This is a genomic window from Nonlabens sp., from assembly GCF_039941875.1.
Classification (GTDB): domain Bacteria; phylum Bacteroidota; class Bacteroidia; order Flavobacteriales; family Flavobacteriaceae; genus Nonlabens.
This window is the reverse complement of sequence record NZ_JBDVDQ010000014.1, coordinates 250,634-269,459: the sequence shown is the minus strand read 5'-3', so window position 1 is coordinate 269,459 and position 18,826 is coordinate 250,634. Positions and strand designations below refer to the sequence as shown.

Sequence of the window (18,826 nt, the reverse complement as noted above, 5' to 3'; positions counted from 1 at the left end):
TATTGGATTTTGAGACCATAAACTTAAAAGTAATTGATGCTTTTATTTCATGTGATTTTTATCCCTTTTATCTAACTGTTTATCTTGATTAATAGGGTGCATAGGTCACTGGCAAACTATATGGTACTTCTACAGGCTCTCCTTGTTGATATCCAGGTATCATTTTAGGAATACTATAAACCACTCTTTTTGCTTCTAGTGCTAAGAATTTATTAGCACCTCTAGTTCTTAAGTTGATTATTATTCCTTCTTTGTTAATTGAATAAAAAACATAAGTTCTGGTCTTAGAGTGTACGCCGAACTGTTCTCCTATGGAACTATCATAATTTCTACTGATGTGTTTTTGGATTTTACGATTAGTACATTGCTGGATTTCTGCATTTGTTGTGTCAGGGCAACTTTCAAAACGAGGTTGTTTTTCTATTACCTCAAATTTTTCCATATCAAGAGTTTCTTCAGTATTTGTGTTCTCTTTTTTATCTTTTTGCTTCATTAAGTTTTCATAAGCCTCTTCTTCGTAAGTGAGCTGTATTAAAATCTGTGCTTTTTTAGAATATGACGAATAAGAGTTATTCAGGTCCAAAACTTTTTGATAGTACTCTCTAGAGTCTTGAGTTTTTCCATTAGCTTGTAAAATAAATCCTTTTAGGTAATACAGTTCTTCTAATTCTGTTGGGTTATTTTCATTAATAGCTTTTTCTATTAAATCCATACCTAGATCAATTTCTCCAGAGGATAGTGCAGTTTTTGCCTTTGAATAGTTAGAAATAGCAACTTCATTAACCGCTACTACCTTTTTAGATTTACAAGATGATAATAATAGTAAAGTAGTAATAAATAGAAACAGAAACTTTTTCATAGAGATAAATTACTTATAAAATTAAATGTTCCCTACAAAGCTAATGCTATTGATGCATTATATTTGCTCACATGGCAGGAAATACCTTTGGTAAGAACTTTACCGTTACAACATATGGAGAATCTCACGGCGCCGCAATAGGTGGTGTTATAGATGGTTGTCCAGCAGGAATAGATATAGATTTAGATGCAATTCAATACGATCTTGATAGACGTAAACCAGGACAAAGTAAAATAGTTACACAACGTAAAGAAAGCGATACGGTGCAATTTTATTCTGGGATATTTGAAGGGAAAACGACAGGTACTCCTATAGGTTTTCAAATCATAAATGAAAATCAAAAATCTAAAGATTATTCTCATATTAAAGACACTTTTAGACCTAGTCATGCAGATAAGGTTTATGAAGATAAATATGGACATCGTGATTATCGCGGTGGAGGTCGCAGTAGTGCTAGAGAAACAGCTAGTAGAGTAGTAGCAGGTGCCATCGCAAAACAAATGCTTTCACAAATTAAAGTGACTGCCTTTACTAGTAGTGTAGGTGATATTTTTATTGATAAACCCTATCAGGCACTTGATTTCTCAGAAATTGAAAACAACATCGTACGTTGTGCAGACCCAGTAACTGCAAAGGTGATGGAAGAAAGAATACTCCAAATTAGAAAAGAAGGAGATACCATAGGTGGTACCATAACTTGCGTTGTGCAAGGAGTACCAGCAGGATTAGGAGAACCAGCGTTTGATAAACTGCATGCAGATTTAGGAAAAGCCATGTTATCCATAAATGCGGTAAAAGGTTTTGAATATGGTAGCGGTTTTTGCGGTGCAAAAATGAAAGGTAGTGAGCATAACGACCTTTATAATACAGACGGTACGACCAAAACTAATTTAAGTGGTGGAATTCAAGGCGGTATTTCTAACGGTATGGACATTTACTTTAGAGTAGCTTTTAAACCTGTAGCAACTATAATGCAATCACAAGAAACCATTAATTCTAATGGAGATATAGTAGAAATGCAAGGTAAAGGAAGGCACGACCCATGTGTGGTACCTAGAGCAGTGGTTATCGTAGAAGCTATGGCAGCATTAGTTCTTGCAGATCATTTTCTGAGAGCACGCACATCAAAACTATAGTATGACGGTACGCGATTTATTTAGACTGGTATTTAAAAGTATAGGGATAGTAAGCCTATTTTATGTGTTTATCAGTTTGTTCTCATTAGTGTATCCTATTTTAGAAGGTGATCATTTGATGAGTGTTTTATTAATGGCTGCTTCATTTATGTTAGTCATTATAGCTATTTACTTCGTCTTTTTTATTTTTGTAGATCAGCTTATAACCGTTTTAAAACTAGACAAAGGTTTTGATAATTCACAGATCACACTAGGAGCTGTCAAGACCGAAAAAATTTTTGAAGTGATTCTGTTCACCTTGGGTATGATTAATATTGTTGACGTACTTCCAGATTTTATTCATTGGATGTTTAAAAAATTTCAAAGTGATGTTTCTCACAACACTAGTGATTTCCATTTAAACGACTTTTATTCAGGATCAGTCACGTATGACATTACCTATGATATTTTTTATTTACTCACAGGATTACTTATTATTTTGCTTAGAAATCAGATAATCAAACTGTTACATTAAGATAGTTTTAGTTCCGCTTTCGCGAAAGCGGAAACACCACAAAAACTTTAAGTATATTACACCACATAGAAAAAAAGAAGACGTCTTTACATGAAGAAATTAGCATTACACTGGCAGATATTAATAGGAATGATTCTCGGAATCGCGTTTGGGTTTGTAATGACCCAGTTAGATTGGGGAAAAGAGTTCGTAGGAGATTGGATAGAGCCTTTTGGTAAAATCTTTGTCAACCTTCTAAAATTAATAGCTGTACCATTAATTCTAGCATCTCTTATAAAAGGAATATCAGATCTTAAGGATATTGCAAAATTCCGTAATATGGGATTGCGCACTATAGTAATCTATATTGCGACTACGGTAATTGCTATTTCTATAGGTCTTGTATTAGTAAATGTTTTTGAGCCTGGAGAAGGGATTTCTCAGCAGACTATAGATAACCTTAGTGCTACCTACGAGGGTAATTCAAATATTCAAGGAAAATTAGCGACTGCTGCAGCTCAAAAAGATGCTGGACCATTGCAAGCGCTGGTAGATATGGTACCTAGTAATGCCGTTGCTGCGATGTCTAACAATAGTCTCATGTTGCAAGTAATTTTCTTTGCGATTTTCTTAGGTATTTCTATGTTATTAATAGGAGAGAAAAGAGCCCAACCACTAAAAGACTTTTTTGACAGTCTAAATGATGTTGTTCTTAAAATGGTAGATCTTATCATGCTTTTTGCTCCATTTGCCGTATTTGCATTATTAGCAACAGTAGTGGTAACGTCGGACGATCCAGAGGTGCTTCTTGCGTTACTATATTATGCACTTACAGTTGTAGCAGGTTTAATATCTATGATAGTGGTGTACTGTGTAATTTTTGCACTTTATGTTAAAAAATCTCCATTGTGGTTTTTAAAACAAATAGCACCAGCACAATTACTAGCTTTTTCAACCAGTTCGAGTGCAGCCACTTTACCTGTTACTATGGAACGTGTAGAAGAGCATATGGGTGTTGAGAAAGAGGTCGCTAGTTTTGTACTACCGGTAGGCGCCACTATTAATATGGATGGTACAAGCCTTTATCAGGCAGTTGCAGCTGTATTTGTGTGTCAGGCGTTAGGTATAGATCTTTCTTTGAGTGCACAATTAACTATAGTTCTTACTGCCTTACTAGCTTCTATAGGTAGTGCTGCCGTACCAGGTGCTGGAATGGTAATGTTAGTAATCGTACTAGAATCAATTGATTTCCCTAGTGATTTACTACCAGTTGCTCTTGCACTTATTTTTGCAGTAGATAGACCTCTAGACATGTTACGTACAACAGTAAATGTTACTGGTGATGCCACAGTGGCATCTGTAGTTGCAAAGTCACTCGGTAAGTTTGGTAAACCTAAGGTTAAAGACTGGGATGATCATCTAGACAACGTAACTTCATAAGAGACTTGTTAAGAGTATGTTAATTATTTATTGATAAGGTAACATACAGTTTATCTATTATTCAGTTTTAAAAGCTATATTTATAGTTCTTAAAGCGCATAGAATGAATAGATTAATACTAATTACTACATTATTACTGTCTCATTTACTATTAGCACAGGTAGGTATAGGAACTTCAACTCCAGATCCTGCTGCTGTTCTAGATATCAATTCTGAAATAGAAAGTGGTGTTTATGGTGGTTTAAAATTACCGACGATAAATGAGGCTGATAAAACTGGTATACCTACACCTATACCGGATGGTCTAATGCTTTATGTAATTGATGGAAGTAATCGATGTGTAGAGCTTTATGATGCTACCTCATCTACTTGGGTAGAGTTTTATTGTATGAATAAAGTTCCTGTAGCAAGTGGAGTTGCTATCGATAACACTGCACCGTTCATAACGGAAACTATTAATTTTGATAGTAGTGGTTTTTCTCAAACTGATGCAGAGTCGGATACGGCAGGAACAAGTTTATATCAATGGTATCGAGCAGATGATACTGCAGGATTAAACGAAGTGCCGATTTCTGGTGCTACTACAGTTTCTTATACAGTTACTACAGCAGATGATGCTAAATTTATAAGATTAGGTGTTACTCCTACAGCTACGACAGGAGCCTCTCCAGGAGCTGAAGTTTACTCTAGTTATACATCGCAAGTAGAAATTGCTCCTACTACTATAGAATTTGATCCTCAATTTAACAGTATAATAGAGAATACCACACCAGATGATGTACAATTAGTTTTTGAATTTCCTTATGTAAGTACAACTGCTGTAATGGTAACCGTTTCTAGCGACGATTACTCAAGGTTAGATGAAACAGGTCCAGTTATTATTACTATTCCTGCAAATCAAACATCTCCTTTTACAACTACCGTATTTAATATTGAGGACAATATGGTTAATGATGGCGATGCTTTATTAACTTTTACAATAACCAATGTAACAGGTGGGATGGGAACAAATAGTATAGGTGGTAACGATCAAGATTTATTAGAAATAGTGAATGACGATGGTGTTGTATTGGATCTTATTAATGAACCTTTTGAAACAGATGGAAATGGAACTCGTTATATAACGACCACTGCAGAAATGATTGGTGGATCTGGAACTAATTACTTTACAAGAACAGATGGAAGCGATATAGCAGCAACATTTTCAAATGTAGATGGCTATTACTTTGCGGCACAGGATATAGATGACGTTAGTAGTTCACAAGCACAACAATTGATTTTTAATAGTATTCCTAATAGTGGAACTAGAACATTTAATTACTCTATTGATTTAGCTGAGGATGATGATGGTTTCAATCAAGATTGGGATAGTGGTGATTATTTCAGGTTACAATATAGATTAGATGGTGCAGGTGCTTGGGTGACTATTTTAGAAGCTTCTGCATTAGCAACTAATACAGAGCCTATGATTTCTACTAACGTGGGAGGAACCTCTGTCGGTACTGCGATTACGGATTCTTTTCAAACGTTTACAGGTTCTTTTGTTACTACTTCTACTACTACAATGGAATTTAGATTAACCTTTAGTTTTAATTCAGGTGATGAAGATATTGCTGTTGATAATTTTATAGTTAACTAAAATATGAGAACTTTAATCTTAATTTGTTTATTACCTCTATTTTGTTTCCCTCAAACAGGAATCAACACTGACCTGCCTAACGATGCTGCCGCATTAGAGTTAAGCTCTTCCTTAAATTCAGGTTTCGGTGGTCTTAAATTACCTACTATCACAAATGCTCAAAAGGCAAGTATAGCAGTCACACCTGGATCTGATGGGATGATTTTATTTGTAGATTATGGAAGTTCTAGATGTTTAGAAATTTACGATGGAATAAGTGATAATTGGCAATCCATAAAATGTCTTACTGTTGGTCCAGTTATTCTCTATTCTGAAGATTTTGAAAGTTATGTCACTAACACAGGAATATCTTATGATGGTGGTTCTATGACTACTACCGATACAGGTGATTATACAACAGGAACAGGTGTGTTACAATCTGGTGTTAGTCACTGGACTCTCGACGCACCACATGTAGATAATTCTGAAGACGCTAGTTATGATAAATTTCTAGTTACTGAAAACTATGATAGTAGTACGAGATTAATGGCAAATTATGTAAACGGTGAAGCTAGTTGGTTATCAAAGTCTATTGATATTTCTGGTATGACTAATGTTAGTTTCTCCTTAGATATTACTGGTTATGGAGAGTTAGAATATCAATCTTCACAGCATGGTACGGCTACTAGAGTTAATGATTATGCAGATGTTTACTATAGAATAGATGGCGGTTCATGGATCAAAATCATTGACTATAATTCTAACGGTACAATTAACCATACCCTAACAGCGGTATATTCAACCGGTGGAGGTCGTACCAATGGTTCATTCCCTACAGAAACTGTAACAGAGTCTGGTTTATCTGGTACATCGTTAGAGCTTAAAGTTACCTTCCAAAATTGGTGGACAGAAGAATTTATCTATTTAGACAACATAGAAGTAATAGGTAATTAACCTAAATTCCTTTTTTCTAATTGTATCTTATGAGAAGGGTGTGATTACTTATCAATTATGTTAATTCCTTCTTAGATTTAATACATATTATGAAAATAAATCCTTAAAAGGGTTAATTTTACTTATATCCTTATCTATCGGTTTGTTACTTTTCTATAAAAGTGAGACCATTTATTAGATAATACATATTTAAAACCCTTATAGCATCTTATTACATGGTTAAATTATCTATTCTTGAAATTATAGAACGTATTGAAAACGAAGAAATATTCCATGCTGTAGTAGATGATTATTCTTTTTCTATAAAGATAGATGACTATGTACCCTATGCTTGTGTTGCTATTAATAACGGCCATCATTTTTCACAGGATCTATGGGAAAATTGTTTGCTCGATGATAATGAGCGTTGGTATGAAGAAGATGCTAACACAGGGCAAATGATTTCTGGATTGCCTATAACGTTAATAGCCCACGACAGCAGATTTGAATATGATTTAAACAGGCACCCACAAGAGGCGATTTATGAAACAGCCTGGGGAAAAAATGTTTGGAAAAAACCATTAAGTACCGACCTACACAATAGATCTATACGTAAGCATGATAATTTTTATAAAGTAGTGCTTACTCTTATGGTAAAGCTAGAAGAGCTCTTTTGTAGTACAGTTTTTTACGATTTACATTCTTATAATTATAAGAGATGGGATAGGGAAGTGCCTGTCTTTAATATTGGAACTAATAATGTGGATAAAGAAAAATATGGCACAGCAATAACGCAATGGCAAGATATTTTGAACGGAATGTCATTACCTATAGATCAAAAAGTAGGTTGTAAAATTAATGACGTGTTTGAAGGTAACGGTTATTTCTCAAAATATATAACTGCAAACTCTTTGGATTCATTAGTACTAACAACTCATATATCAAAAATCTATTGTAATGAAAACTCAAGGAAGATTTTTCCAGAGGTAGTTCATTCTATACAAGACCTTTTTAAATATTACATAAAAGCTCATGCCCATCGTTTCTTTGATAGACATGATGCTCAATGATTTTTAAATTATTAGAAGTAAGTTCTTTTTTCCGCTTTCGCGAAAGCGGAACAATCATAAATTAAAACATTAAGTTCTTATACCTTATCGTTTAATATACATCACTGCAGAGTCTTCAATGTATTTAGTAGGCTTAAATTGTAAGATAAAATTTTCTTTTACTAGTTTTAAATCCTCTCTTAACTCTTTGGCTCTTTTTACAAATTCTTTGGAGAAATTGTCTTCATTAGAGAATTTAACAAATAGCTTATCATACTTCTCAATATTATTGAGCATGCGGCCAGTAAGTTCTCCAAAACGTATTCTGATAGACTGAACCTGATACATGTAAGTTTCTACATTACCCATCCAGTTTTGATTATCACCGTTTTCTAATGTGTTTAATTTCAATAAAATTTTATCTCTACTATACAACTTAAAAGCATCTATGTCTGAATCTAGAGTGGCTGTCAAGAAAGTCTTGTACTTAGTTCTATCTATATTGTAAAAAGAAATTTGTTTGTCAACTAACGCTTCATATTCTGACTGTAGCTCTTTTAACTCGCTGTCTATAGTTTTCCATTCATTGTCTAGTATAGATTTCTCAGATTCAAATTGTCCAATAGAGTTTAAGAGCATTAAAACTCTCGGTGTTTTTTCTATAAGATCTTTATCTCTACCTTTTAACTGTGATAAAATTAATGTGATTCCAGAGGTTACCGATTGCGAAATAGACCCAAAAAGTGGGATATCATTAGTAGAATCACTTATCAAAGAGACGGTTCTATTAATAAAATCGAGTGTAGCGTTGTCTCCTTTTTTCTTTACATACCATTTATCATACTCAGACTTCCATGCTGTGAATTCAGAATAGCCTTGTAGGTTATCAAATTTACCTAGTTTAGTATAAAATCCGTTTGAGGATAGATATAACTTTGCCGGCTGTATATCCTTTTGAATTTTGATAAGCTCAGTAAAGGCTAGTTGTCCATTAGATTTAATCTTTACTTTGGGACTTTCTTCTAAAATTTTAATTCGGTTATCTAGTTCTTTTTGAATTTGTTCTTGTAGGTCTAATTTGCGTCCATATTGTTTACCACTTATTTGCGATAATTGATCGGTTAAATTGGTAATCTTAAATTGGTTATTATTTAATTCTTTCTGTAACTTATTTAGCTCAACATCTCTTTCTGTTTTAATCTGTTCAGAAATGGTGTCATCTTGAGCTTGTGCGGTAAATGTAATTGTACAAAATAGTAAAAGCGATAACAATTTTTGCATGATGATAAATTTGGTTTTCATTTCTTAAAACGTCTTTTAAAACTTTCTATTTGATATTTTAAAATTTAAATATATTAAAAAGGGAGCTATTTAGAAATACCTATTAAAAGGTATTTTATGTTCTAGTTTTTAAAGAAATTTTTAAAGAGCTGTAATTTCTCTCTGGGCAGATTAAAAATAAGACAATTAACCGTGCTATGACTAGTTGTACCTCTCAGAGAATATGTAATATTGCAAACATTAAAAAATAGCTATGTCAGACTTACGTAAACAATTAGAAGATCGATCAGGAAACGCTTGTGAGCTTTGTGCCGCAGTAGATACACTAGAAGTAAAGGTTAACCTCGATACTTATCAAGTACCAGATTCTCCTAAGAATGTTAAAGACACGGCTATTCTAGCTTGTGAGACGTGTAGAACGCAATTAGAAGATGAATCTCTAGTAGACGCAAATCACTGGCGCGCACTTAATGACTCTATGTGGAGCCCAGTACCTGCTGTACAAGTAGTTGTTTACCGTATGCTAGATCAATTAAGACCTCATGGATGGCCTGTAGATCTTATCGATATGATGTATCTGGAAGACAGTACTAAAGAATGGGCAGAAGATGGTATACATCGCGGTCCTAAAATCATTCACAAAGATGTAAATGGTAATATCCTGCAAAGAGGTGATAGTATAGTAATCATTAAAGATTTACCGGTTAAAGGCTCTAGTCTTATCGCAAAGCGAGGTACAGCGGTACGTAATATCTCTCTAGTACATGATAACGCAAACCAGATAGAAGGTAAGGTAGGACCTACTCAAGTGGTTTTATTAACGCAATTTGTAAAGAAAACTTCTAAAGAAGATTAGAAATTTAAAATAGGCTTTGTTGCCCATGAGATAAATCAACTCCTTCCATATGAAGGAGTTTTTTTTTGGCAGGTAGTCCACCAGCATAACCAGTTAACGATCCGTCGGCACCGATAATGCGATGGCATGGTATAATTATAGAAATAGCATTTGCTCCATTTGCACCAGCTACTGCTCGTATAGCTTTTCCATTATTCAGCTTTCGCGAAAGCGTAACATAACTACAAGTCTCTCCATAGGGAATAGTCTGTAGAGATCTCCAAACCGTTTTTTGAAAATCTGTGCCTGATAATAAAAGCGGAACATCAATTTTTTTAAGATCACCTTTAAAATAGGCATCTAACTGTGTTATCGTATGATCTAGAAGTGAGTGTTTTCCTTCTTCATAATTAGTGTTTAAACTACTTTGAATACGAGTGTCTATTAGGCGGCGTTGTTTTCTATAGCGCCAGTCTGCTAAGCACAATTGATCTTTATGGGCGCCTAAAATTAATTCGCCTACTGGAGATTTATAATACGTCGTAATGATGCTATTCATAGCGCAATGACTCGATAGGGTCAAGTCTTGCAGCTTTTATAGCAGGTATAAGACCAGATGCTATAGCTATGGCGATAGATACTATGGTTGCTGCAATAATCGCACTCCACGGTATTTCAAAAGGTATTTCAAATCCAGAAGAGACTAGAAAACCTATTAACATACCTAGTAAAATACCTAAAAAGCTACCGTACTGACTTATTAAAAAGGTTTCAATAAAAAACTGCCATGAGATCGTACTGCGTTTTGCACCTAGAGCTTTTCTAACGCCTATTTCTCTAGTACGCTCTGTAACAGAAACGAGCATGATGTTCATTAATGCGATAGAAGAACCAAAGATGGTAATGACACTTATAATAATAGCGGCAATATTCAGTATTCCTTTTAAATCGTCTAGTTGACTCATTAATTGGTCACTTTGTATAACACCAAAGTTAGTAGACTCTACAGGAGATAGACCTCTTATATTACGCATAAGAACAAGAGCCTGATCCTTTGCAGTATCCATAAGATTCTGATCAAATACCTTAACACTTAAATCATAATTAATATTAGGTGATGTATAGATACCACGGGCCACATCGATAGGTATTAATACACGTAAATCTACATTGTTACCAAAGGTAGAACCCTTTGCTTCTAGTATACCTACTACAGTAAATTTATTACCTCTTATACTTAGGGTTTTACCGATAGGGTTTAAACCTTGAAAAAGTTCTTCTTCCATATCACTACCTATGATACAGACTTTAGATTTGTTTTTAATATCTAGAGAAGAGAACATACGTCCTTCTCCTAGTTTAATCCCTGCATTTTCTGCATAATGCTCATTAACACCTGCAACGATTACGTTGGGTTTTGTTTTACGGTCTTCACTTTTAACTTCTGCAGCGCTAGTAGCCTGAAAAGAAAGTCCTACTTGTGTATAAGCTGGGTCATATAATTCTTCAAATTCCTTAACCTCTCTATAAGTAATAATAGGATTAACAATGGTACGCTCATTACCACCACGTCGTTGAAACGTTTGTGCATACCGCTGTATGTAAAACGTATTAGTCCCTATTCCAGAAAATCCATTGGAAAGAGTAGAGGATAATGCATTTACAGAACTAAGTATTCCTACCAGTGCAGTTATACCTATGGCTATAATGATAATGGTAAGTATGGTACGCAACAACTGGCCTTTAATGCTCTGTTGTGCGATGCTTATATTTTGGCGTAGTAATCCTAACATGAAAAGTAAGACTTAGAAATCGTTAGAAAGTTACAAGATCTAGGTAGAAATTATCTTTTTATTAAAATTAGTTTATGAACAAGCATGAGATAACTGTTTATATTTGCATCCTTAAATATTATTATGGCAAAGAAACCATCCATTCCTAAAGGTACAAGAGATTTTAGTCCACTAGAAGTACAGCGCAGACAGTACATCATGAATAAAATTCAGCATCATTTTGAGTTGTATGGATTCATGCCTATAGAAACACCTAGTTTTGAAAACTCTGATACCTTAATGGGTAAATATGGAGAAGAAGGTGATCGCCTTATATTTAAAATTTTAAATAGTGGTGAGTACCTCAAAAAAGCTAGTCCAGAACTATTAGAAACTGGAAAAGAAAACCAGCTGACTTCTCAAATTTCTGAGAAAGCACTGCGTTATGATCTTACGGTACCATTTGCTAGATATGTAGTACAACATCAAAACGATATCACGTTCCCATTTAAGCGTTACCAAATGCAAAATGTATGGCGTGCAGATAGACCACAGAAAGGACGTTTTAGAGAGTTTACACAATGCGATGCAGACGTAGTAGGAAGTAATTCTTTATTACAAGAAGTAGAACTGGTACAATTATATGATGCCGTTTTTACAGACCTAGATCTTAAAGCGTGCACGATTAAAATAAACAACCGTAAAGTTCTTGCTGGTATTGCCGAAGTAATGGGAGCTGAGGATAAGTTGATAGATTTTACAGTAGCCCTGGATAAACTGGATAAGATAGGTAAAGAGAAAGTACAGGAAGAGATGCTTTCTAAAGGAATAGAGCAAAAAGCGATCGATCTTTTAGATCCTGTATTCTCACTTACCGGTAACTATGCAGAGAAGATTGCCAGCATGAAAGAATTGCTTAAAGATTCTCAAATAGGACTCAAAGGTATTGAAGAATTAGAATTTATCAATTCTTCTATTACTCAAATGCCTTTAAAAAGTGCCGTTCTAGATCTAGACATTACACTTGCTCGTGGACTTAACTATTATACAGGCTGTATTTTTGAAGTTGCCGCACCAGAAGGTGTTGCGATGGGAAGTATAGGTGGTGGTGGTCGTTATGATGACCTTACCGGTATATTTGGTTTAAAAGATGTGAGTGGTGTAGGTATCAGTTTTGGACTGGATCGTATTTATTTAGTGATAGAACAATTAAATCTCTTCCCAGATTCTGTAAGAGCAGGAGTAGAGGTACTATTTATTAACTTCGGTGCGTCTGAGGCTCAATATTGTGCTGGATGGCTATCTCGCTTTCGCGAAAGCGGAATTAAAACAGAGCTCTATCCAGATAATGCAAAAATGAAGAAACAAATGAGCTATGCAGACCGTAATGCAATACCTTATGTGATTTTAGCAGGTGAGAATGAAATAAATGATGGTAAACTTAATTTAAAGAATATGGCTAGTGGTGAACAACTACAATTAACACCTGAAGAGATTATCTCTAGACTTTCTTAAAACAGTAGAACTATTATATAAGACAAAAGCCTTTGAAATTATTCAAAGGCTTTTGTCATTATTTAGTTGGCTAATTCTTTATTTGATAATTACTTTGCGAGATTGTAAACCAAAGTTAGTGTCTAGTACAACTATGTAATTACCGCTTGCTATGTTTGCTATATTAACAGATATGATACCATCCTGATCGTTAACGTCCCAAGTTTTTATTTGCTGTCCTAACATGTTAGTAAGGGTTAAAGTATTTATTAGAATCTCTTGTCCTTTCTTTACATTGAGAGTTTCTGCGTCTACAGGCGTGTAAACGATAAGATCATTCTCTTGTAATACAACATCTTCACTACCTAAAGTTACTGGATCGTTAAATACTATAGAATAACGTGTAGAGTTTATACCAGCAGAAAGGCTTGGGCTTTGGTAATCTCCATTCATTAAATCAGTATAGGTATTTAATACAGCATCTTTCAAGAATATTTTTTGCGTTGATTCTACATTTTTAATATCATCCAGTTTTATAGTAATACTTCCTGTCGCATCTAACTTTACCATAAGTGGTAATTCTACGAGAGGATCCATAGCGTTAATTCCTTGAATGGAAAGATTTTGATTTCCTAAGATAAAAGCCATGTCGTCTATTTGTTCGTCTATTTGAACACCGTCAAAAGCATTATCATAACTCATGGAAGCATTTGCATCTATGGTAAGTAATAACTGTCTGTGAATCGTACTAGGACTATCAAAGCCTAATCTTATTTTAGGTCTAGGGTCATTAATACCGTTGTAATCATCATAAGCCACGTTACCAGAACTTGCTCCAGGTGCTGCGACAAATAAACTATTACCTGAGGCTTCTGTTACAAAGTTTCTTTGATCGTTTCTAAATCTTATAGTACCGTCTGTTATACCTGTTACAAAGAAACCTTGCGCTACTGGTACAAAACGTTCTGGACGTTTAGTAGGAATACCTCCTTGGTTCACATCAGGATTAGATGTTCCTATCGTAGCATTTGCCACACCACCAGAGTAGTTGTACATCGCATAACCACCTTGGTATCTCGCTAGTATGTGTGTGTTTCCACCCCAGTGTTCCCAAAAGTATAAGGTACCATCTAGATTAGGATTATCTGATATAAACTCATGTGCATCCAGTGCGCTAGGGTAGGGATTACCTATTAAGTAATCATTACCAGCATTGATAGGAAGATCGATATCTCCATTATTAGGTTTACCTACAAATACATAATTCTGTTCTGTGGCAGATCCTGTTCCTTTCATGGTCCATCCTTCTCCTGAGTTAATAGCTCCATTAGGTCCGGCATACTGCCAGTTAGAATAAGTATTACTGGTTAAATTGCTGTATTTATATAACCATCTGCCAGATATAGTTGCTGCCGTTGTAGGGTCACCAGGAGCACCATCTCTTACACCTGTTCCTGTCCAGTTAAGATTTCTAGGGTTATTTACTAGAGTACCATCTTTAAGCACGTTATCAAGTGTATACCCATTATTGTTACTATTAACTGTTTTGATGCTTACAGGCGAACTCCAGTAGTTATAGTCGTAAGTTATACCGGTACCTTGTTGATCTCTTTCTATATAGCCAGTCGTTGAATCTAATAAGTCACTATTTGTTATTTGTACTAATTGTGATTCTCCTTTAAGGTCTATTGAACCTTGTAGGTCTAAAACATGAGTTATAGTAAGTCCATGATCATTATCCACGTTCATCTCATTACTATCTACAAATAAACCTAATAATACGACATCAGTGTTGGCAATAGTGACTTCGTCTTTCGTTCTAACGATGTTCCAATTTATTTTTTCAACTACTCCATTTATTACTCTCGTGCTACCTGGAGTGTATAGAAGAGAACCGTTTTCCCAGCTAGTAGTGTTTTCCCACTCTCCATTAGCACCACTGATATAAGGTAATGGCGCAGTTTGATTTCTTAACTCAAAGTAACTTTCATTAGCCATTCTACCATATCCTTTATTGACAGACTCATCGTTTAATGCTGTCCCTATAAAGCTGTTCATACTATAGTAAGCAGTAAGGGCATTCCAATTTAATCCAGATATATCATTTTTAGTAATCGTAGTAGGGATCGTTTTACCAGCAACAAGATTAGAATTTTCTTGTAGCTCTTGATTCATAATAAATCTAATTTGATTTTGACTTAAAGCAATGTCCCACATTCTAATTTCGTCTAATTCACCATTAAAATGATCATGTGCCGTTTCATCTTCATCTATTCTCGCTCCTATACCTAATAAGTTACCATCTGCCATAGGAGTAGAGAAGGCTTGCTGAATATCTAGAACCCCATCAATGTATATTTTTGCGGTAGTACCATCATAAGAGAAGCCTATATGTCTCCATACACCATCACTTAAAGCAGTATTAGAAACCATTTCTTGTAAAGTAATACCATTCCATCTTAGGGAAATACGGTTGTCATTTTTAAGGGATAATTGAAAACCAGTACCGTCTGCTCTTTTTGCAACGATAGTTCTCTCCGTATTTGTACTGTTAAGACCTGCGCTAAGTACCCACGCACTTGCAGAGAAGTTACTACCTAAACCTTGTGGATTATCGATGATGATATGGTCATCTACACCATCAAAAGAAACACTTCTATCGTCATACTTTACATCCGTAACACCTAATGTGAAGTATTTGATTCCGTCAAAATTATATGAAGCTCTTTCATAGGACCCATCATTGGAGAAAAATCGAGTTTCTAGGTTAGTTGTGAAATTAGCATCGTCAGCTACTATTAATACATATTCTCTATTTGCAGCTAAAGCAGGTAAACCTGAAAAATTTGAAGTTGCTACTCTCACTTCTGTTGTTGCAATATCAGTAGCTGTCTTTTCTTCTATTCTCCATATGCGATTTATTCTCGTTAAACTAGTACTTACAGAGTTAGCAATCCCTAGATCGTGATTTATAACAGTAGAGTAGGCGTTCAAGTCCTGACCATTGTGTCCCCAGAAAAGAAAATCTTTGTCATTTTCAAATACTTCTAAATTTTGAGATCCCAAATCTTCCACTTTATCTAGACCTATTGCTACTATACTTGTAGAGTTTTCACTTTTAGATTGTTTTTGAAATAATTCAGATTTATCGTCACGAGCTATGGCAGCGACATCATAATTGAATTGTGTGTTGGAACTATAATCCCATATAACATTATCATCAGAATCTAGGTAATCCCAGTCAGCTCTATGATCATCTAGTGTACTAGTCGGTCGGTGCAACGAAACTCCATTTTTAATAGCTAGGTAAGAGTATATTCTTTGTTGTACTAACTCTGACTTTCTATCTCGATAACTGAAAACTTCTGTAATCTCACCGTTGAGGTGTGTTTCAAATGGTAAACCGTTTAATTGATATCTACCAGCAGCTATATAGAAGGGTCTATTTGTAAAACCACTAAAATTTAATGTCTGCCTCGTTACTTGTGTCACACCGGTCTGATTATCGATTTTACGACCGTTTAAATAAATTTCAGTTTGGTTATTTGCAGGGTTATTTTTTACATTCAGGATATGCACATCGTCAAAAGTTCCTGAAGCATCAGCTAGTGCTCTTCCATAGCTACCATCTGCTGGATCATTTTCAGATACGGTTCCCACACTATGAGCAATTACCTCGTCATCATAACGTGCAGATACAGGTCCCCAACCTAATCCAGAAGGATCTTTTGCAGGATTAATGGGAGCATATTTTGCACCTAATAACATAGTCTCACCAGCTAGTGCTCCTGTCATGTCTATGGTACTTCTAACCACTATCCAGTAATCATTTGAGTTAAAACCTCCTTTACCTCTTAAATGTTGTTGTTGAGATCTATCAAATGCGACAGTAGAGTTAAAGTTAATATTATTAGTTACATTATTAGCGAAAACAGGTGCGCTGGCTGGGACTTCAAATGCATCGTTATCTAGAGCTTGATCTTCCCATAATGGTAATAGAGTACCGTCGGTAGATGCAATATCTTGTGATCTTAACCATAAAGTAAGGTTATCATTTACGTCAGCTGGGCCGTCAGGAGCAGTGTCTGTAATAATTTTGCGTCCTGTAATGATAATATTGTCAAAAAGAACCCCATCATCTGTATTAGAGCCATCACTTGCAAATGCTATTCTAAATCTCAAATTAGGATTATTAGCAGCAATAGTAGGTAAATCGTGACTTGCTTCTTCAAACCTGCTTAGTGAGGTATCTAAAGTTGAATTATCACCAGTCCAGGCGTCAGCATTATTTGCAAAACCATCTACATCTCCAGAGTTATACCAGTTTTCACCAGAAGTATTTGTACCTAAAGTATTCCAGGTAACACCACCATTACTGCTATATTGTACACGCATACCGTCATCAGCATCGTTGGTATTAGTTCTGAAATCTATCCAGAATTTTAAATCTGTATAGCCTAATGTGGATATTATAGGACTAGTAACGGTTGCATCAGCATTAGAAGGGAAATTGTTCCAGTTATCTGTATACCAATAATCACCTTCTCCTTTTTCATTAAAGACAGTTCCAAGACTAAATTTAAATCCGCCTGTAGTTGTAGAAGTCCATCCACCAGCGCCTGCATCAAAGTTCTCATAATAAAGAGTAGATGCTGGTCCAGCAGAGCTAGCTGTGATGCTAAAATTGTATAGACTTTCATCAGCATCATTAGAATTTAATTCTATGGTCGCGTTACTTAATCCAGAAACGCTACGCAAAAATTCAATGGTAAAATCACTAGAAGATCCTGCAGGAATACTGTTTATAGGTTGTGAGGTTATTGTAAAGTCTCCAGCATTAACACCACTGATTGTTACAGGAGCTCCTGATAAGGTAAGTGGTCCAGTTCCAGTATTTTCAATAGTAAATGTTTTTGATAAGGAAGCTGATCCATCTGCAGTACCGAAGTCGGTCGAGTCTGCAGTATCTGGAGTGCTATCATTATTAGAAATACTTAATCCGTTACCTATGATATCTATTTCTGGAGTAGGTGCACCACAACCACCACCAGAAACGTTGAAGAAAAAGGACGAGCCACTTTGACCACCAGTTATGGTAGAAGTTAGAATAGGACTTCCTCCAGAATTTACAGTAACAGAGCTGGTTCCCCATCCGTTATTGAATCTATCAAAAAGTCTAACTCTATAATTGTTTGCGTCAGGAAGACACCCAAAATCAATAGTAGTTGAGTATGATATATTGGCTCCGTTATAACAGTTAGTAGGATTACAGTATCTACCTAATTCAGTTCCAGCTGGATTATACACCAGCACGTAATTTTGACCAGAATTTGTGGGCCAATTGATATCCAGAGTGACTCTACTAGTTTGTGCTATGCTAGTAACGCTTATTAGAAAGAATAAAATAAATACAAGAGAATAGTTGTGTTCAGGTTGGGTAATTTTTTTCATGTATACTTAAAATTGAATTCAGGGTATACGAATCTAATTGTCATTAATCGTTATAAAATGTATTTAATCAATAAAATCGTTGAATTACCCAAATATTTTACCATTCATCGGATATTATCAGTACGGCTGTCTCGATAAATTGTTGTTTAATCGGCTTAAAAGTGATAATCAGCAAAATAATGTGGAGGTAAATAGAAATTATGATAAAATTTTGATTTTTATTAGGAGATTATCAGGTGTAAATAGATATTGACTTGAACTGAAGTGATGATGAGGTATGAATTGAATAGAAGTGGCTAAATTTTAATTAAAGACGATATTTATTACCATATTTAAGTAGTTAGCTAATTTTATCAAGGAGTAAATGTTGTGTTGTTCAACTTTAAAATTCTTTTTTTCATTGTAAGAAGTCTAAAATCTAATATAGTTGCTGGTAAAATTAAGTAGGAGAGAAGTGTATGAAAA

At 35.0% G+C, this 18,826-nt stretch carries 13 protein-coding genes; 8 read left to right on the top strand and 5 right to left on the bottom strand.

Features of this window, described 5'->3' with window-relative positions:
• Positions 1-88: 88 nt before the first annotated feature.
• The gene (locus ABJF08_RS08760; protein WP_348115767.1) at positions 89-859 is read right to left on the bottom strand and encodes a hypothetical protein; all 771 of its coding nucleotides are present in this window, start codon (positions 857-859) and stop codon (positions 89-91) included.
• Positions 860-930: 71 nt separating this feature from the next.
• Between ABJF08_RS08760 and aroC the strand changes: the two genes are divergently transcribed.
• From aroC to ABJF08_RS08730, 6 genes are all read left to right on the top strand, one after another.
• Positions 931-1,995 (top strand): chorismate synthase, encoded by a 1,065-nt coding sequence (aroC, locus tag ABJF08_RS08755; protein WP_348115766.1) that lies wholly within the window; start codon positions 931-933, stop codon positions 1,993-1,995.
• Between the two features lies 1 nt (position 1,996).
• Positions 1,997-2,509, top strand: a complete 513-nt coding sequence (locus ABJF08_RS08750; RefSeq protein ID WP_348115765.1) for a hypothetical protein — start codon at positions 1,997-1,999, stop codon at positions 2,507-2,509.
• Between the two features lie 90 nt (positions 2,510-2,599).
• Positions 2,600-3,928: a dicarboxylate/amino acid:cation symporter gene (locus tag ABJF08_RS08745; RefSeq protein ID WP_348115764.1), complete on the top strand. Its 1,329-nt coding sequence runs from the start codon at positions 2,600-2,602 to the stop codon at positions 3,926-3,928.
• Positions 3,929-4,031: 103 nt separating this feature from the next.
• The gene (locus ABJF08_RS08740; protein ID WP_348115763.1) at positions 4,032-5,567 is read left to right on the top strand and encodes a hypothetical protein; all 1,536 of its coding nucleotides are present in this window, start codon (positions 4,032-4,034) and stop codon (positions 5,565-5,567) included.
• 3 nt (positions 5,568-5,570) lie between these two features.
• On the top strand, positions 5,571-6,500 hold the full coding sequence (locus ABJF08_RS08735) for a hypothetical protein (RefSeq protein WP_348115762.1): 930 nt from the start codon (positions 5,571-5,573) through the stop codon (positions 6,498-6,500).
• 215 nt (positions 6,501-6,715) lie between these two features.
• Positions 6,716-7,549 (top strand): N-formylglutamate amidohydrolase, encoded by an 834-nt coding sequence (locus ABJF08_RS08730; protein ID WP_348115761.1) that lies wholly within the window; start codon positions 6,716-6,718, stop codon positions 7,547-7,549.
• An 84-nt stretch (positions 7,550-7,633) separates the two neighbouring features.
• On the opposite strand, the gene ABJF08_RS08725 is transcribed toward ABJF08_RS08730, so the two are convergent.
• Positions 7,634-8,830 carry a hypothetical protein gene (locus ABJF08_RS08725; protein ID WP_348115760.1) on the bottom strand — a complete coding sequence of 399 codons (1,197 nt, stop codon included), beginning with the start codon at positions 8,828-8,830 and terminating at the stop codon, positions 7,634-7,636.
• 232 nt (positions 8,831-9,062) lie between these two features.
• On the opposite strand from ABJF08_RS08725, the gene ABJF08_RS08720 reads away from it, so the two are divergent.
• Entirely contained in the window at positions 9,063-9,665 is a 603-nt protein-coding gene (locus tag ABJF08_RS08720) for a PhnA domain-containing protein (RefSeq protein ID WP_348115759.1), read from the top strand.
• 4 nt (positions 9,666-9,669) lie between these two features.
• Here ABJF08_RS08720 and ABJF08_RS08715 read toward each other — a convergent pair whose 3' ends face one another.
• Both ABJF08_RS08715 and ABJF08_RS08710 read right to left on the bottom strand, forming a co-directional pair.
• Complete coding sequence (locus tag ABJF08_RS08715; protein ID WP_348115758.1) at positions 9,670-10,203, bottom strand: methylated-DNA--[protein]-cysteine S-methyltransferase; 534 nt, start codon at positions 10,201-10,203, stop codon at positions 9,670-9,672.
• Positions 10,196-11,437 carry an ABC transporter permease gene (locus ABJF08_RS08710; protein ID WP_348115756.1) on the bottom strand — a complete coding sequence of 414 codons (1,242 nt, stop codon included), beginning with the start codon at positions 11,435-11,437 and terminating at the stop codon, positions 10,196-10,198. The genes ABJF08_RS08715 and ABJF08_RS08710 overlap by 8 nt, the downstream gene beginning before the upstream one ends.
• A 123-nt stretch (positions 11,438-11,560) precedes the next feature.
• Here ABJF08_RS08710 and hisS point away from each other — a divergent pair, with 123 nt between their 5' ends.
• Positions 11,561-12,931 carry a histidine--tRNA ligase gene (gene hisS, locus ABJF08_RS08705; protein WP_348115755.1) on the top strand — a complete coding sequence of 457 codons (1,371 nt, stop codon included), beginning with the start codon at positions 11,561-11,563 and terminating at the stop codon, positions 12,929-12,931.
• Between the two features lie 78 nt (positions 12,932-13,009).
• Here hisS and ABJF08_RS08700 read toward each other — a convergent pair whose 3' ends face one another.
• Positions 13,010-18,361 carry a LamG-like jellyroll fold domain-containing protein gene (locus ABJF08_RS08700; RefSeq protein WP_348115754.1) on the bottom strand — a complete coding sequence of 1,784 codons (5,352 nt, stop codon included), beginning with the start codon at positions 18,359-18,361 and terminating at the stop codon, positions 13,010-13,012.
• Positions 18,362-18,826: the final 465 nt, after the last annotated feature.

Bases quoted from the DNA above. Each gene is read 5' to 3' on its own strand.
- ABJF08_RS08730 (WP_348115761.1), top strand. From the start codon at position 6,716: ATGGTTAAATTATCTATTCTTGAAATTATAGAACGTATTGAAAACGAA.
- ABJF08_RS08725 (WP_348115760.1), bottom strand. From the start codon at position 8,830: ATGAAAACCAAATTTATCATCATGCAAAAATTGTTATCGCTTTTACTA.
- ABJF08_RS08740 (WP_348115763.1), top strand. From the start codon at position 4,032: ATGAATAGATTAATACTAATTACTACATTATTACTGTCTCATTTACTA.
- aroC (WP_348115766.1), top strand. From the start codon at position 931: ATGGCAGGAAATACCTTTGGTAAGAACTTTACCGTTACAACATATGGA.
- ABJF08_RS08745 (WP_348115764.1), top strand. From the start codon at position 2,600: ATGAAGAAATTAGCATTACACTGGCAGATATTAATAGGAATGATTCTC.
- ABJF08_RS08735 (WP_348115762.1), top strand. From the start codon at position 5,571: ATGAGAACTTTAATCTTAATTTGTTTATTACCTCTATTTTGTTTCCCT.
- ABJF08_RS08750 (WP_348115765.1), top strand. From the start codon at position 1,997: ATGACGGTACGCGATTTATTTAGACTGGTATTTAAAAGTATAGGGATA.
- ABJF08_RS08760 (WP_348115767.1), bottom strand. From the start codon at position 859: ATGAAAAAGTTTCTGTTTCTATTTATTACTACTTTACTATTATTATCA.
- hisS (WP_348115755.1), top strand. From the start codon at position 11,561: ATGGCAAAGAAACCATCCATTCCTAAAGGTACAAGAGATTTTAGTCCA.
- ABJF08_RS08720 (WP_348115759.1), top strand. From the start codon at position 9,063: ATGTCAGACTTACGTAAACAATTAGAAGATCGATCAGGAAACGCTTGT.
- ABJF08_RS08700 (WP_348115754.1), bottom strand. From the start codon at position 18,361: ATGAAAAAAATTACCCAACCTGAACACAACTATTCTCTTGTATTTATT.
- ABJF08_RS08715 (WP_348115758.1), bottom strand. From the start codon at position 10,203: ATGAATAGCATCATTACGACGTATTATAAATCTCCAGTAGGCGAATTA.
- ABJF08_RS08710 (WP_348115756.1), bottom strand. From the start codon at position 11,437: ATGTTAGGATTACTACGCCAAAATATAAGCATCGCACAACAGAGCATT.